Genomic DNA, 15101 nt, shown 5'->3' with positions numbered 1-15101 from the left:
GCGTGACCGTCGCGGCCCCAGCGGGCGGCGATGTGGAGGGTTCAGATGGTAACGATCCAGCTCGAAGCCGAAGAGACCAGGGCGGCCCCGCCCAGGAAGCGGGGCAGGCCCACGAGCAACCGGGCGGCGCTGATCTTCCTGCTGCCGTTCTCCGTGCTGTTCGTCGTCTTCTTCCTGGTCCCGATCGGGTACGCGGTCAACGAGAGCTTCTACACGGAGAAGCGTTCGGGCCTCGGGTTCGGCACGCCCGAACGGGTCTTCGCGGGGCTGGACAACTTCGCCAAGGTCTTCGCCGACGGCGGCTTCGCCGAGGGCGTCGGCAGGCTGCTGCTGTTCGGCGTCGTACAGGTGCCGGTGATGCTCGGCCTGGCGCTGGTGCTCGCGCTCCTGCTCGACAGCGCCAGTGCCAGGTTCAAGAGCTTCTTCCGCCTGACCTACTTCCTGCCGTACGCGGTGCCGGGCGTGATCGCGGCGATCGTCTGGTCGTTCCTGTACACCCCGGAGATCTCGCCGCTGACCGATGTGCTGCCCTTCGACCCGCTGGGCGACGGAGCGGTGATGTGGTCGATGGCCAACATCGTCACCTGGACCTGGGTCGGCTTCAACATGCTGGTCATCTACGCGGCCCTGCAGTCGATCCCGAGCTCGCTGTACGAGGCGGCCGAGCTCGACGGCGCGGGCGGCTGGAAGACCGCCTGGTACGTAAAGGTGCCGCTGGTGCGGCCGTCGCTGGTGCTGACCGGCGTCTTCTCCATCATCGGCACCCTCCAGCTGTTCAACGAGCCGATGGTGCTCAGCAGGATCACCTCCTCCGTCGGCAAGGACTACACGCCGCTGATGCGGGCGCTGCAGGTGGCGCTGGACAGCAACGACCGCGGGCAGGGCACTGCGATCGCGCTCACGCTCGCGGTGCTCGCCGCGGGCCTGTCGTACTTCTTCATCCGCCTGTCGGCATGGCTGACCACCCGGGGAGTGAACCGATGAAGCCCACCATGCGCTCCCGCACGATCACCACCGCGTTCATGTTCGTGGTGGCGGTCTACATCCTGCTGCCGGTCTGGTGGCTGCTGGTCTCGGCCACCAAGGCGGGCGGGGACCTGTTCGACACGCCCGCCCTGTGGTTCGGCGAGCTCAACCTCGGCACCAACATCGGCCGCCTGATGGAGCAGGACGGCGGCGTCTACCCGCGCTGGCTGCTCAACACGGTGATCTACTCCGTCGGCGGCGCGGCCGGCGCGACCGTGGTCTCGGCGATGGCGGGCTACGCGCTGTCGACGTACCCCTTCAGGGGACGCGGCGCGGTGTTCGCGATCATCATGTTCGCGGTGCTCATCCCGGTGCCGCTGCTCGGCCTGCCGCTCTACCTGCTGCTCACCCAGCTCGGCCTGCTCAACAGCATGTGGGCGGTGCTGCTGCCGAGCATGGTCAGCCCGTTCGGCGTCTACCTGGCCAGGGTGTACGCCGACGCGGCCGTGCCGGGCGAGCTGATCGAGGCCGGACGGCTCGACGGCGCGGGCGAGCTGCGCATCTTCTTCACCGTGGCGATCCGGCTGATGGCGCCCGCCCTCGTCACGCTCTTCCTGTTCCAGTTCGTGGCCATCTGGAATAACTTCTTCCTGCCCTGGGTCGTGCTGAACGACGAGGCGTTGTGGCCGATCACGCTCGGCCTGATCAAGTGGAACAGCCTGCGCACCGGTTTCTACCGCGACATGGTCATCACCGGCGCGTTCGTCTCCGTCATCCCGGTCATCCTGGCCTTCGTCAGCCTGCAGCGCTTCTGGAAGGCGGACCTCGCGGCGGGCGGCGTCAAGCTCTGACGTCCCCGCTCCCTTCGACCTCTTCTCAGCCGGTGCCCTGGCTTCGCCATGCCCGCCGGCGGTTCGTGACACCCCACCCCCCATGGAGGACCGCGTGCTCAAACGTTCGCTGGCTCTGTCCGGTTTCCTGGCATTAGCTGCGCTGGTGGCGGCTAATCCGGCACTGGCCGACCCCCCTGTCCCCCCTGCCGCGACCGGCGCGCCCTCCGCGGCCGCCGGGGCGATCACCATCTCGTCCGCCGCCCTCACCGTGGAGCTCGACCCCGCCTTCCCCAGGGTGCTGCGCTACGTCGCGGGCGGGGCGGTCATGGGCGGCAGCGTGGCCCCGGTCACCCAGGTGTCGCTGAACGGCAGGCCGTACGCCGTCACGGGCACGCCGGCCGGCGCCGACGGCCGCACGGCCCGCTACAAGCTGACGTTCGCCGACCTGCCGGGCGTGGAGATGGACGCCTCGATCGGCGTCGAGAACCTCGTGACCACGTTCAGGATCGACGCCATCCGCGACACCGACGCCTTCAGGGTCGCGACCATCGACATCCCCGGGCACGACCTGGTCTCGGTGGGCAGCGACCAGCAGGGCGCCGCGACGGCCTTCACCAAGCTCGACAGCAACCGCACCAGGACGGCCGACAGGTTCGCGCAGGTGACCGCGGCCACCCCGGCGGACCCCGCGCCGGTGGGCGCCACCTACGCGATCGTCAACACCGCGGGCCTGGCCGCGTCGATCGAGTCGAACTCGACCTACGACAAGCCCTCGGGCCAGAGCGGCGTCGACGGCGCCCGCTTCTGGCGCCAGGCACGCAAGCTGCCCGACGGCACCACCAGGGTCGGCGTGTGGAGCGGCCAGTGGACCTACCGGGGCGAGGGCGCGCCGTTCACCAGCGAGCTGCCGTGGGCCAAGGTCGTCATCACCCCCGACGCCAACGGCGACGCCGTCGTGGACTGGCAGGACGGCGCCATCGCCTTCCGCGAGATCGGGGTCAAGGCCCTCGGCGCCGACCTGACCAAGGACCGCGTCGTCACGCACATCCCCTTCAACTTCGCCAGCCAGGCCACGCACCCGTTCCTGCGCACGCTCGACGACGTCAAGCGCATCTCGCTGGCCACCGACGGGCTCGGCCAGCTCGCGCTGCTCAAGGGCTACCAGTCCGAGGGGCACGACTCGGCCCACCCCGACTACGGCGGCAACTACAACACCCGCGCGGGCGGGCTGAAGGACCTGAACAGGCTCCTGCGCGCGGGCAAGGACTGGGGCGCCACCTTCGGTGTCCACGTCAACGCCACCGAGGCGTACGGCGAGGCCAGGGCCTTCGACGAGAAGCTGGCCGACAAGAACGCGCGCGGCTGGGACTGGCTCAACCAGTCGTACTACATCAACCAGCGCTACGACCTCACCAGCGGGAACCTGGCCAAGAGGTTCGGGCAGCTGCGCGAGGAGACCGACCCCAACCTCGCCATGCTCTACCTCGACGTCTACTACACCCACGGCTGGATCGCCGACCAGACCCTGGCCGAGCTGCGCGAGCAGGGCTGGCAGGTGAGCAGCGAGTGGTCCTACAAGCTGGAGCGCTCGTCCCTGTGGTCGCACTGGGCGACCGACGAGAGCTACGGCGGCGTCACCGACAAGGGGCTCAACTCCCAGATCATCCGCTTCATCCGCAACCAGGAGAAGGACGTCTGGAACCCCGACCCGATCCTCGGCAACGCCCGCATCGAGGAGTTCGAGGGCTGGACGGGGGAGAACGACTGGCACCGCTTCTACCGCAACATCTGGGAGAACAACCTCCCCGCCAAGTTCATGCAGCAGCAGCCCATCATGAAGTGGGCGCCCGGCGAGATCCGGCTGGCGGGCGGCGTGCGCGGCACGACCACCGGCGGCAGGCGCGAGCTGTTCGTGGGCGAGCGCAAGGTCCTGGACGGCGCCACCTACCTGCTGCCGTGGCAGGGCAAGTACTACCACTACAACCCCGCGGGCGGCACCACCACCTGGGACGTGCCCGAGGCGGGGCTGCGCGTCTACAAGCTGACCGACCAGGGCCGCGTCGAGGCCGGCGAGGTCACGGCCGTGGACGGCAAGGTCACGCTGAACGCCGAGGCCGGCGTGCCGTACGTGCTCTTCCCGGGTGAGCCGGCCAAACAGGACCGGCCGCAGTGGGGTGAGGGCTCCGGCATCGTCGATCCCGGCTTCAACGCCGACGACCTGCGCAAGTGGGAGACCACCGGCCAGGTCTCGATCGACAGGAGCGCCACGGGCCAGCGGGTCGCGCTGCTGGCGACGGGCAGCCCCGCCTCGATCGAGCAGAACCTCAAGGAGCTCGTGCCCGGCAGGTCCTACACCGCCTCGGCCTGGATCGAGGTCGAGCCGGGCAAGGCGCGCCGGACGGTCCTGGAGATCGACGGGCCGAAGGGGCTGCGCGAGCAGGTCGCCTTCGAGCGCTCGACGGCCAGGAACCACGTCGCCGCCGACGAGAAGCACGGCACCTCCTTCCAGCGGGTGAAGATCCCCTTCACCGCGACCAAGGACCACGCCACGATCCGCCTGCGCGCGGGAGAGGGCGACGGCGCGGTGCGGGTGGACGACTTCAGGCTGGTCGCGATCGAGCCCACCGGTCCCGTGGAGGGCTTCGAGCGCGTCGACCAGGGCTGGGGACCGTTCGTCAAGGGCGACGCGGGCGGCAGCACCGACCCGCGCACGCACCTGATCCGCAAGAACGCGCCCTACACGCAGAAGGGCTGGAACGGCAAGGCCGTCGACGACGTCCTCGACGGCGAGTGGTCGCTCAAGGCGCACGAGGAGCGCAGGGGCCTGGTCTACCGGACCGCGCCGTTCACCACGCGCTTCGAGCCGGGCCACGCCTACGAGGTCTCCTTCGACTACCAGGCCGCGCTCCCCGGCACCTACGCCTGGGTGACCGGCTACGACAAGAACGGCCAGTCGGTCGAGATCAGGCAGCGCCCGATCGAGCAGCGGACCACCACCACCCGCTTCACCGAGCGGCTGGTGGCGGGCTGCGGCGACGTGTGGGTCGGGCTGCGCTCGCTGCAGGCCGAGCGCGACGGCGCCGACCTCATCCTCGACAACTTCACGGTCAAGGACCTGGGCGTCTCCGACGAGCAGCTGGCCTGCGCGTCGCTCTCGGTCCAGCCGGCCGCCGAGGTGTTCGAGCCGGGCATCGCCAACGACCTGACCACGACCTTCACCAATCTGGAGGACATGGCGGCCACGGATGTCAGGGTCGCGGTGACCGTCCCGCAGGGCTGGACGCTGGCGGGCGAGAGCGCCTCGCCGTCGGTCGCGCCCGGCCAGCGGCTGGCCACGATCTGGAAGGTGACGCCCCCGATCGACGCGGCCTACCAGTCGTACCCGATCACGGCGAAGCTGACCTACACCGTCGGCGGGGTCACCAAGACCCTGGACGGCAGCGCGTCGGTGCGCACCATGCCGCCGCCGCCCGCCACCGACGTCCACGTCAGCGACATCGACTGGATCTCGGCGGCCAACGGCTGGGGACCGGTCGAGCGCGACCAGTCCAACGGAGAGCAGGGCCAGGGCGACGGCAGGCCGATCACCATCGGCGGCAGGTCCTTCGCCAAGGGCCTCGGCACGCACGCTCCGGCCACCGTCCGCTACTTCCTCGGCGGCAGGTGCACCGGGCTGTCGGCCTGGGTCGGCGTGGACGACGCGCAGGCCACCCGCGGCTCGGTGCAGTTCACGATCAAGGCCGACGGCAGGACCGTCGCGCAGAGCCCGGTGCTCAGGGCCGCCGACGCCGCCCACGAGCTGAAGGCCGACCTGACCGGCGCCCGCTACGTCGAGCTCGTGGTCGGCGACGGCGGCGACGGCAACGGCAACGACCATGCGGACTGGGGTGACGCGCGCCTGAGCTGCCGCTGATCCCACCCGCGCGAAGGGCCCGGGGGCCGACCCCCGGGCCCTTCGACATCACCGGCGCCACGGCCCGGTTCGCCGGGCCCGGCGGCGGGCTAACCGAGCTCGGCGGCCGGCCCGATCTCCAGCGCGGGCTCGCCCGCCCGGTCCAGCTCCAGGATCACGATCTCGTTCGCGCCGGTCCGCAGCAGCGGCCACGGCACGTACAGCGTGCGCTGCGGGCCTCTGTCCCAGTAGCGGCCCAACAGGAAGCCGTTCACCCACACGTAGCCCTTGCCCCAGCCGGGCAGCGCGAGGAAGCCGTCGGCGGGCGCCGCCACCTCGAGCTCGCCGCGGAAGAACGCGGGCACGACCGCCGGCAGGACCGCCTCGTACGGCAGCGCGGGCAGGTCCTCCAGCGGGATCGGCCTGGCCGTCACGCCGTGCAGGTACTGGCGGTCGTGCATGACCGGGGCCATCAGGCCCTTCCGCTCGCCGAGCGCGGGCCCGTAGTTGGTCCTGCCCATCGACTCCACCAGCAGCTCCAGGTGGGCGGGCCCGGCCACCTCCAGCACGGGCTCCTCGCCCCCGCGTTCGAGCACCGCCGCCAGTTCGCCGTCGACGTACAGGTGGGCGCGGTCGTGCACGCCGCCCACCCGCAGCCGGTACGGCCGGCGCGGCCCCGGTACCTCCACCTGGTACAGCACCAGCCCGTGGGTCAGCCCGAGATCCTCGAACGTGGGCGGCAGGGCGGCGGTCACCGAGGGGCCCGCCAACTCGTCGAGCGCGTCGCGCAGCCGTACGGACCCGGTCAGCGGCACCCGCGCGGGAGGCAGCGGCGCCGGCAACTCGGGAACATCGGGCGGATCGGGGTTGTAGCGGGACAGGACCTCGCGGAAGCGCCAGAACTTCTCGGTCGGCGCGCCCCGCTCGTCGATGGGCGCGTCGTAGTCGTAGGAGGTGACCGTGGCGCGGTACTCGCCGTCGGCCAGCTCGCCCACCCTGTTGGCGCCCGAGGTGGTGCCGAAGTTCGTGCCGCCGTGGGCCATGTACAGGTTGACCGACGCGCCCGCGGCCAGGATCCGCTCCAGCGTGTCCGCGGCGTCGGCGGCGTCGCGGGTGACGTGGCCGTGGCCCCAGTGGTCGAACCAGCCGCACCAGAACTCCATGCACATCAGCGGACCGGTGGGGCGGTGCTCGCGCAGCTTGGCGAAGGCCGCCTCCGGCTCGGAGCCGAAGTTCACGGTGGCGAGGACGCCGGGGATGGTGCCGCCGGTGAGGAAGAAGTCGTCGGCGCCGTCCGAGGTGACCAGCGGCACCTCGATGCCGTGCGCGATGAGGTCGTCGGTCAGGTGGCGCAGGTAGAGGGCGTCGCTGCCGTAGGAGCCGTACTCGTTCTCGACCTGCACCATGATGACATTGCCGCCCCTGGTGACCTGCCGCTCGGCGATCAGCGGGACGACCTCGTCGAAGAAGCGCTCGACGTGGGAGAGGTACTCGGCGTCACGGGTTCGGACCCTGGGCCCCAGCTCGGCCGTGAGCCAGGCGGGCAGCCCTCCGTTGTCCCACTCCGCGCAGATGTAGGGCCCCGGCCTGACGATGGCCAGCAGCCCTTCGGCCGCGGCCGCGTCGAGGAAGCCGGTCAGCTCCTCCAGCCGGTGGAACTCGCCCTTGCGGGGCTCGTGGAGATCCCAGGGCACGTAGGTCTCCACCGTGTTGAGCCCCATCGCCCTGAGCATTCCGAGCCGGTGGCCCCACTGCTCGGGGAGCACGCGGAAGTAGTGCAGGGCCCCGGACAGCACCCTGAACTCCTCGCCGTCCAGCCGGAAGGCGTCCCCATCAATCGTGAAATTTCGCATCTTGCCCCTTGAGATAGGATTCCGCGCGTAGCAGCTTGCCGACATCCCAGCTCAGAGGCCATGGACAAAGGCGGGGAAGTGTTGGACGGAAGGAGGCGGATGGCCGAGGACTACCGGCGCTGGATGCACTATCTGACTCCGGGTCCCGCGCACCGCCGCCTCGGTCTCGTCTGCCTCGGCGTCGGCCACCTCGAGGGCAGGTTGCCCACCGTCGGCCCCCGTGCCCTCGACCACCACGTCGCGGTCGTGGTCACCCAGGGCAGGGGCTGGTTCTCCCAGGGCGGCGAACCGCCCGTCGAGGTCGTGGCCCCCTCCGTGCTCTGGCTGCTGCCCGGGGTCAGGCACCACTACGCCCCGCACCACGACACGGGCTGGACCGAGTGGTTCGTCGACTTCACCGGCCCGGCCGCCGCGGCCTACCAGGACCTCGGCTTCGTCGACGCCGCGACGCCCGTCACCCCGCTCACCACCGCCGAGCCCGCCGCCCACGGCATCGGCCGTATCGCCCAGGCCATCCGCAGGGGCAGCCCGTACCTGGAGGTCGAGACCTCGGCCCTGGTGCACGAGGTGCTGGTGGCGCTGCGCCACGCGCGGGTGGACGAGGACGCCGCGGGCGACCCCGTGCTGTCGGGCCTGGCGAGGGACGCCTGCCTGCCGATCTCGGTGGCCGAACACGCGAGGCGGCTCGGCATGACCGTCTCCGACCTGCGGGTGGTCGTGCGGCGCCTGGCCGGCTGCAGCCCCAAGGACTACCTGCTGTCGATCAGGCTGACCAGAGCGAAGGACCTGCTGGCCGGCTCCGAGCTCTCGATCGCCTCGATCGCCAGGCGGGTCGGCTATGACGATCCCGCCTACTTCACCAGAATCTTCACCCGCAGGGCAGGCCTGCCCCCGAGTGAGTTCCGCGCCCAGCAACACGGCGGCCTGGCCGCCTCCGACCTTAGTTGATTCTTATTCAGCACATGATCAGATGGCTTCCAGTACGGTGCGCATGCCGATTGCGACTACAGAGGAGGGGCCGTTGACCGCGTCGCTGTCACTACGCAGAGCCATTGTGGCGATACCCTGGGTGACGACCGTCGCCCGGCTGATCCTGGGCGCAGTGCTGATCGTGGCCGGTGGGCTCAAGATCGGCGGCATCCAGCAGTCGGTCATGGCGGTCAGGGCGTACCGGTTGCTGCCCGACCCGCTGGCCACGACAGTCGGCTACGGCCTGCCCATCGTGGAGATCGTCATCGGCGTCCTGCTGGTGGTCGGGCTGCTCACCAGGGTGGCCGCGGTGGTGGGCGGGCTGCTCATGCTGGCCTTCGTCTTCGGCATCGGCTGGGCGTGGGCACGCGGGCTGCGCATCGACTGCGGTTGCTTCGGCGGTGGCGGGCAGCTGGAGTCGTGGGAGGAGCCGAGCTACCTGCTCGACATCGTCCGAGACTTCGGCCTGGTGCTGCTGGCAGCCTGGACCGTCCGCTTCCCGCCGGGGCGCTTCGCTCTCGACGCCGCCCTCGGGCTGGCCGGCGGGAGCAGGGACAGAGAGATCGAAGGGGACGAAGATGAGTAAGGCCCAGCGGGAGCAGTCCGCGCGCGACAGGATCAGGTCGCAGCGCGAGGCGGAGAAGAAGCAGGAACAGCGCAAGCGGGTGGCCACCTACGTCACGGTGGGCGTCGTCGCCCTCGCCGCGATCGGCGCGGGCTGGTTGTTCGCCGCCAACCAGAGCAAGCCCGAGGAGACGGGGCAGGCGCTGGCACCCGTCACCATCCAGGGCGACGGCTCGGTCGCGATGGGCAACGCGGGGGTCACCGCGCCCGTCATCGACATCTACGAGGACTTCCAGTGCCCGGCCTGCAAGCAGCTCGAGGAGACGAGCGGCGCGACGTTCAAGAACCTCGCGGCCGAGGGCAAGGCCAAGGTCGTCTACCACCCGCTCACGATCTTCCCGCAGCAGATGAACAAGGGCATCACCCGCGCCAACTCCGCCCGGGCCGGCGCCGCCGCGCGCTGCGTCACCGACGGCAAGCAGTGGATGGCCTTCCACGACAAGCTCTTCGAGAAGCAGCCGGAGGAGCACGTCGAGGGCTTCACCACCGACCAGCTGGTCGCGCTGGGCCAGGAGGCGGGCGTCACCGCCCCCGACTTCGCCACCTGCGTCACCTCGCAGAAGTTCGCCCAGGCCCACGCCGCCTACAGTGAGAAGACCATGACGGCCATCAATCTGACGGGCACCCCGACGGTCAAGCTCAACGGCAAGGACATGGACCAGAACGTGGTCTTCACGCCGTCGGAGCTGCGCAAGACCGTTCTCGATGCCGCCAAGTAGCCGCCCGTCCGCTACTCTCCACTGACATGCCCCTTGCCTCGATTCCCAGCCCCTCCCAGGGGGTCTGGTACCTCGGCCCGATCCCCCTGCGGGCCTACGCGCTGTGCATCGTCCTGGGCGTCATCGTCGCCGTCTGGCTGAGCGAGCGCCGCTGGCGGGCTCGCGGTGGCGCGCCAGGCACCATGGTCGACATCGCCGTTCCCGCGGTGATCTTCGGCCTCATCGGTGGTCGCCTCTACCACGTCATCACCGACTGGCAGCTCTACTTCGGGCCCGACGCGCCCAACAAGCCGTACGAGGCGCTGTTCATCTGGAACGGCGGGCTGGGCATCTGGGGCGCGGTCGCGCTCGGCGGCGTCGGCGTGTGGCTGTCGTGCCGCAAGAGAGGGCTGTCGCTGAGCGCGGTGGCCGACACCGTCGCGCCCGGCATCGCCTTCGCGCAGGCCATCGGCCGATGGGGCAACTACTTCAACCAGGAGCTGTTCGGCGGGCCCACGACGCTGCCGTGGGGGCTGGAGATCGAGCCGGGCAGGGCGGGCACGATCGAGGGCTACACCGGGCTCTACCACCCGACGTTCCTGTACGAGTCGCTGTGGAACGTCGCGCTCGGCTTCGCGCTGATCTGGGCGGGCCGGCGGTTCACCCTGCGCCACGGCCGGCTGTTCGCGCTCTACGTGGCCGGCTACACCGTGGGCAGGTTCTGGATCGAGGGGCTGAGGGTCGACCCCGTCGGCGGCGTGGACCACGCGGTCCACTTCCTGGGGCTGCGCATCAACCAGTGGACCGCGATCGTGCTGTTCGTCGGGGCGCTGGTCTATCTCTGGGTGACCAGGAACAAGGACGCCGAGGAGATCGTCGTCCCGCCCTCGGCGGAGCCCGCCTCCGGCTCCCCATCCGGCACGCCCGCCGACGGGGACGAGCCCGCCGGTGACGCCCGCACCTCTGACGACGGCGCCCGCTCCTCGGACGACGACCCCGCCTCCGGCGAGACGGAGCCCGCTGACGGGGTAGCGAGCTCTGACGGGGTAGAGAGCGCTGAAAGGGCCGAGTCCTCTGACACGGCCGAGCCTCCCGCCGCGGTGGACGCCGCTCACCGGGCCGAGTCCGCCGACGACGCCGAGGCTGCTGACGGGGCGGAGGCTTCTGACGGGGCGGAGGACGAGCGGGCCAGGGCCGTACCGGAGGAAAAGAAGTCCTGATGAGCGGGCGCGCGGAGCACCACCACGAGCATCGCGACGTCAACGGCGGATGGCTGCGACCGTCCGTGTTCGGCGCGATGGACGGGCTCGTGTCCAACTTCGCGCTCATCGCCGGTGTCGCCGGCGGCACCGACGACACCAGGGTGATCGCGCTCGCCGGCGTCGCAGGGCTGGCCGCGGGCGCGTTCTCCATGGCGGGGGGCGAGTACGTCTCGGTGGCCAGCCAGCGGGAGCTGGCGCTGGCCGAGATCGCCGTCGAGCGGCGCGAGCTCCAGCGCCATCCCGAGGACGAGCAGGAGGAGCTCGCCCAGGTCTACGTCGACAGGGGCGTCGATCCCGCGCTGGCCGCCGAGGTGGCCAGGCAGATCTCCCGCGATCCCGACCAGGCCCTCGAGGTGCACGCCAGGGCCGAGCTCGGCGTCACGCCGGGCGACCTGCCCGCGCCCAAGATGGCCGCGGTCTCGTCGTTCCTGTCCTTCAGCGTGGGCGCGATCCTGCCGCTGCTGCCGTACCTGTTGGGGGTCACCAGCCTGTGGCTGTCGGCGGTGCTGTCGTGCCTGGCCCTGTTCGGGGCGGGCGCGCTGGTCTCCACCGTCACCGCGCGCAGCTGGTGGTTCTCCGGGCTGCGCCAGCTGGTGGTCGGCATGGTGGCCGCGGGCCTGACCTTCGGCCTGGGCAACCTGATCGGCGGAGCCGGCGGGCTATGACCGTGACCAGGGGCAGCACGCGTACGCGCAAGCGCAGGCGGACCCCACCGCCCGACTGGAACCTGCCCGTCCTCACCGACTGGGGGCTCAAGCCCGAGCAGCAGCGGCTGCTCGTGATCATCGCCTCGGTGGCGGGCGTGCTGATCGCCGCGGTGGCGCTGACCGCCGCGGTGGCGGCGCTCGGCGCCGACGCGCCCGACCAGAGCCGTCAGGCGGCCGCCCCCGTGAGCGGTGAGCTACGGCCGGAGAGGTTCGAGGGCTGGGCCTCACCCAAGGTGTTCGAACCCATCGCCGAGCGGGCCAAGGACGCCAAGCCGCTCACCGAGAAGGAGCTGTTCGCCCAGAAGAGACTCGTGGGCGAGCACAAGATCAGCCTCAAGCTCACCGAGAAGACGCTCGACACCGACTGCTCGGCCGCGCTCTGGGGCGAGCAACTCCTCAGCCAGGTGGGCGACGCGGGCTGCACCCAGGCCGCGCGGGCCGCCTACACCAGCACGGACGGCCGCTACCTCACCCAGTTCACGCTGCTCAACCTCAACGACAGCAAGGTCGCGGGAGAGCTGGTCGAGTCGCTGAAGTCGCTGCACAGGGGAGGATGGGTGCGCCCGGTCACCGCCTTCCCGCCCAACGCCCACACCGAGGGCGGCGCCTACGCGCTGGGGCACTACGTCGCGCTGGTCTGGCTCTCGCGCACCGACGGCGCCGAACCCGAGCAGGGAGACGACTTCAGCAACCTGGCGCTGACCGTCAGGGGCGCGGAGAAGCCTCTCTACAAGCGGGTAGTGGCGCTCACCGGCACCTCGTAGGCTTGGTCACCATGCCCAGGCGCGTTCTCTTCCCCCTGCTGGCCGCCCTCGTGGCGGTCGCGGCCGTCGCCGTCTTCGTCTTCACCCGTGAGGAGGGGCCGAGGGCGGCGGTCTTCGCGGGAGAGCCGACCTCGGCGCAGTACGCCGTCATCGACACCAGCGCGCTCGATCCCCGGCCGCTCACCGAGGCCGAGGTCTTCGGGCCGTCGACCGTCGAGCTGGCGGCGGGCGGCGTGACGATGACCCGCGACACGGTGGCCGTGCTCGCCGACTGCGCCGAGGCGGTGTGGGGCGTCGAGGCCGCCGGCTGCACGCAGGCCCTGCGCGCCTCGTACAGCAGCGCCGACCGGACCGTGGCGGGACAGTTCCTCATCTTCAACCTCACCGATGGGCGCGCGGCTGACGCGCTGGTGTCGGAGCTGGGCGCCCATGGTTTCGTACGGCAGGCGGGCGCCTTCGACGCCTCCCGCAGCAGGGCGCAGGCCAGGGCGCTCGGCCACTTCGTCACGGTGAGCTGGGTGGGTCCGGTCGGGCAGGGCACGGCCGACCTCGCCTACCCCCAGATCGCCCTCGACGGGCTCGGCCGCTCGGTCGTCTCCGCCCGGGTGATCGCCGCCACCTGACCCCGTCACTCCGTCGACCTGAAGACCCCGGCCACCTCAAAAACACCTCAAAAAATCAACCAGGACCACCTCAAGACCCGCCGGCGGCCCTCGGATCCAGAGCCCTCGAACCTGGGAGCCTCCCGAGGCCGCCCCACAACGGTGGAGACGCGGAGGAGTGCGAGACCATGGAGGCGGCGGTGGCCCTGGAGGGTCCCCGAAAACCCGGCGGCTCGGTGGTCAGCGGGGAAGGGCGGCGACGGTCGTGGCGACGGCGGCGGGCAGTGACTCCAGGCGGTGCAGCGGCGCCTCCAGGACGGTGCCCGACTCCGCCCACGGCGCGGCCTCGCGGATCAGCGCGCGCGCGTCGTTCTTCGTCAGCGTGACGCGGCGCCCCTGCGCCACCGCGATCAGCCCCTCCCGCCAGGTGTTGGCCAGCTTCCCGTGCCCGTTGTCGAGGATGCGGCGCAGCACCCTGCCCTCCTCGTCGGCGGGCGGCGGCAGCCGTACCGCGTCGAGCACCGGGCCGTCGGCGGTGAGCTCGTAGACCGCCGAGAGCGGCGGCAGCGCCCGCGGCGGCGCGGTGAGGTGGACCCGCACGTGCGCGGCGCGCGTGGCCAGCAGCAACCGGGGGAGCGCCGCCTCCAGGCCCGCGGGGACGGCGATGGCCACCCTGGCGGGGGCGGTGGCGTGCGGCTTGGCCAGCCAGGTGCTCAGCTTGACGCGCGGCTGGGTGAGGTCCTTGGGCCAGTCGCCCACCAGGAGGTCGGCGGCGAAGGCGCCGGGCCGGCCGGGGCCCGCGACGGCGCCCGCCTCGATCGACTGGGGGCCGTGGGTGTAGATCGCGGTGCCGTACCGCTCGACGCGGGCGGCGACGGCGGGCCTGGTCTTGCTGGTCGGACGCAGGATGTAGAGATCGGCCGCCGAGCCGATGGCCTCGGCGCCGAAATAGCGGTTGAAGTCAGGATAGATGGCCTCGTGGGAGAAGTTGAGAGCGGAGAGCGCGTTCTGCACCTTGAGGGCGAGCATCGGGGTGCGCTCGCTCGCGCCGTAGGCCAGCAGCACGCGGCCCTCGTCCTTCAGCCCCTCCACGGCCCGGGCGGTGAACAGGCCGACCCCCTCCGGCGTGTACGGCGGGTCGGTGACCGCCAGATCGTGGTCGCGCACCGACGGCGGCAGCCCGAGCCGCAGGTCTGCCCATCGAGTGGTGACGCCGAGCTCCTGGGCGTCGATGTAGGCCAGGATGCGCTCGTCGATGTCGACGACCGTGACCTCGGCCTCGGGATGCGTCAGCCGTACGGCCAGCGAGGTCAGGTCGTGGTCGCCGACGCACAGCACCCGCGCCCCCCTCAGCCAGAAGCGGGCCCCCAGCAGGAGCGCCCTGCGCACGACGGTCTCAGGGGTGGCCGAGACGTGGTCGAGGGCCTGGCGGGCGGCCGGAGCGTTCGCGATGAGCTCCCTCATGCGCTTGAGCACGTGCTCGTAGTGGGGGAGCAGGTGCGCCACGGGGTCGGCGGGCGGCTCGCTGAGCGCGAAGAGGTCCTGGTAGTCGGGGGTGTGGGCGAGCGGCACCCGGAAGCGGTCGCCGTCCCGTTCGAGCTCGACCTCGCGCAGCAGGGCCTCGATCGACCGCCTGGAGGTGGCGCTCTGCCTGACCAGGGCGGCCAGCGTCCACCACTGGGTGTCGCACACGAGCATGAGCGCGTGGCGCAGCCGCCTGCTGTCGATTCCGGCGGTGTCGAGCAGGGCTTCCAGGCCGTCGCGTTCCATGCGGCAACCTTAGCCGCGAGCCCTCGCGGGACGGGCTCTCCACGCCCCGAGGGAATGCTGGGACGATATCGGAGGTTGGGACAGGAGAGTCCGCATGCCGGAATCCCATAAATGTTCGCGATGTGGACCTGGTGGGCACTATTCCGGCAGGGTGCGGTAAT

12 protein-coding genes are annotated in these 15101 nt (G+C 71.1%); 10 read left to right on the top strand and 2 right to left on the bottom strand.

All coding sequences use genetic code 11. The annotated features are described in order from the left end of the window. The first annotated feature begins 45 nt into the window (after positions 1-45). From H4W81_RS20460 to H4W81_RS20450, 3 genes are all read left to right on the top strand, one after another. Positions 46-984: a carbohydrate ABC transporter permease gene (locus H4W81_RS20460; protein ID WP_192776282.1), complete on the top strand. Its 939-nt coding sequence runs from the start codon at positions 46-48 to the stop codon at positions 982-984. Continuing rightward, the gene (locus H4W81_RS20455; protein ID WP_225958717.1) at positions 981-1817 is read left to right on the top strand and encodes a carbohydrate ABC transporter permease; all 837 of its coding nucleotides are present in this window, start codon (positions 981-983) and stop codon (positions 1815-1817) included. The genes H4W81_RS20460 and H4W81_RS20455 overlap by 4 nt, the downstream gene beginning before the upstream one ends. A 94-nt stretch (positions 1818-1911) precedes the next feature. Continuing rightward, positions 1912-5712 (top strand): endo-alpha-N-acetylgalactosaminidase family protein, encoded by a 3801-nt coding sequence (locus H4W81_RS20450; protein WP_318781847.1) that lies wholly within the window; start codon positions 1912-1914, stop codon positions 5710-5712. A gap of 89 nt (positions 5713-5801) precedes the next feature. Here H4W81_RS20450 and H4W81_RS20445 read toward each other — a convergent pair whose 3' ends face one another. Next, complete coding sequence (locus H4W81_RS20445) at positions 5802-7544, bottom strand: glycoside hydrolase family 35 protein (RefSeq protein WP_192776279.1); 1743 nt, start codon at positions 7542-7544, stop codon at positions 5802-5804. 99 nt (positions 7545-7643) lie between these two features. Between H4W81_RS20445 and H4W81_RS20440 the strand changes: the two genes are divergently transcribed. The 7 genes from H4W81_RS20440 to H4W81_RS20410 all read left to right on the top strand — a co-directional run bounded on the left by H4W81_RS20440 (position 7644) and on the right by H4W81_RS20410 (position 13191). Further along, positions 7644-8492, top strand: a complete 849-nt coding sequence (locus tag H4W81_RS20440) for a helix-turn-helix transcriptional regulator (protein WP_225958716.1) — start codon at positions 7644-7646, stop codon at positions 8490-8492. Between the two features lie 106 nt (positions 8493-8598). Beyond that, positions 8599-9099, top strand: a complete 501-nt coding sequence (locus tag H4W81_RS20435) for a MauE/DoxX family redox-associated membrane protein (RefSeq protein ID WP_318781846.1) — start codon at positions 8599-8601, stop codon at positions 9097-9099. After that, the gene (locus H4W81_RS20430) at positions 9092-9856 is read left to right on the top strand and encodes a DsbA family protein (protein ID WP_192776277.1); all 765 of its coding nucleotides are present in this window, start codon (positions 9092-9094) and stop codon (positions 9854-9856) included. Before H4W81_RS20435 ends, H4W81_RS20430 begins: the two co-directional genes overlap by 8 nt. 26 nt (positions 9857-9882) lie before the next feature. Continuing rightward, the gene (gene lgt / locus H4W81_RS20425) at positions 9883-11055 is read left to right on the top strand and encodes a prolipoprotein diacylglyceryl transferase (RefSeq protein ID WP_192776276.1); all 1173 of its coding nucleotides are present in this window, start codon (positions 9883-9885) and stop codon (positions 11053-11055) included. Continuing rightward, complete coding sequence (locus H4W81_RS20420) at positions 11055-11762, top strand: VIT1/CCC1 transporter family protein (protein WP_192776275.1); 708 nt, start codon at positions 11055-11057, stop codon at positions 11760-11762. Before lgt ends, H4W81_RS20420 begins: the two co-directional genes overlap by 1 nt. Then, the gene (locus H4W81_RS20415; RefSeq protein WP_192776274.1) at positions 11759-12568 is read left to right on the top strand and encodes a hypothetical protein; all 810 of its coding nucleotides are present in this window, start codon (positions 11759-11761) and stop codon (positions 12566-12568) included. Before H4W81_RS20420 ends, H4W81_RS20415 begins: the two co-directional genes overlap by 4 nt. A gap of 11 nt (positions 12569-12579) precedes the next feature. Further along, complete coding sequence (locus H4W81_RS20410) at positions 12580-13191, top strand: hypothetical protein (protein WP_192776273.1); 612 nt, start codon at positions 12580-12582, stop codon at positions 13189-13191. 219 nt (positions 13192-13410) lie between these two features. Here the strand turns inward: H4W81_RS20410 and H4W81_RS20405 are convergent, their stop codons facing one another. Next, positions 13411-14940 carry a bis-aminopropyl spermidine synthase family protein gene (locus H4W81_RS20405; protein WP_225958715.1) on the bottom strand — a complete coding sequence of 510 codons (1530 nt, stop codon included), beginning with the start codon at positions 14938-14940 and terminating at the stop codon, positions 13411-13413. Positions 14941-15101: the final 161 nt, after the last annotated feature.

This window comes from Nonomuraea africana (assembly GCF_014873535.1).
GTDB lineage: Bacteria > Actinomycetota > Actinomycetes > Streptosporangiales > Streptosporangiaceae > Nonomuraea > Nonomuraea africana.
This window is presented reverse-complemented; position numbering and strand designations above follow the sequence as displayed.

Excerpts from the sequence above, each read along its gene's own strand:
- H4W81_RS20460 (WP_192776282.1), top strand. The coding sequence starts at position 46 with ATGGTAACGATCCAGCTCGAAGCCGAAGAGACCAGGGCGGCCCCGCCC.
- H4W81_RS20455 (WP_225958717.1), top strand. The coding sequence starts at position 981 with ATGAAGCCCACCATGCGCTCCCGCACGATCACCACCGCGTTCATGTTC.
- H4W81_RS20445 (WP_192776279.1), bottom strand. The coding sequence starts at position 7,544 with ATGCGAAATTTCACGATTGATGGGGACGCCTTCCGGCTGGACGGCGAG.
- H4W81_RS20440 (WP_225958716.1), top strand. The coding sequence starts at position 7,644 with ATGGCCGAGGACTACCGGCGCTGGATGCACTATCTGACTCCGGGTCCC.
- H4W81_RS20430 (WP_192776277.1), top strand. The coding sequence starts at position 9,092 with ATGAGTAAGGCCCAGCGGGAGCAGTCCGCGCGCGACAGGATCAGGTCG.
- lgt (WP_192776276.1), top strand. The coding sequence starts at position 9,883 with ATGCCCCTTGCCTCGATTCCCAGCCCCTCCCAGGGGGTCTGGTACCTC.
- H4W81_RS20420 (WP_192776275.1), top strand. The coding sequence starts at position 11,055 with ATGAGCGGGCGCGCGGAGCACCACCACGAGCATCGCGACGTCAACGGC.
- H4W81_RS20415 (WP_192776274.1), top strand. The coding sequence starts at position 11,759 with ATGACCGTGACCAGGGGCAGCACGCGTACGCGCAAGCGCAGGCGGACC.
- H4W81_RS20410 (WP_192776273.1), top strand. The coding sequence starts at position 12,580 with ATGCCCAGGCGCGTTCTCTTCCCCCTGCTGGCCGCCCTCGTGGCGGTC.
- H4W81_RS20405 (WP_225958715.1), bottom strand. The coding sequence starts at position 14,940 with ATGGAACGCGACGGCCTGGAAGCCCTGCTCGACACCGCCGGAATCGAC.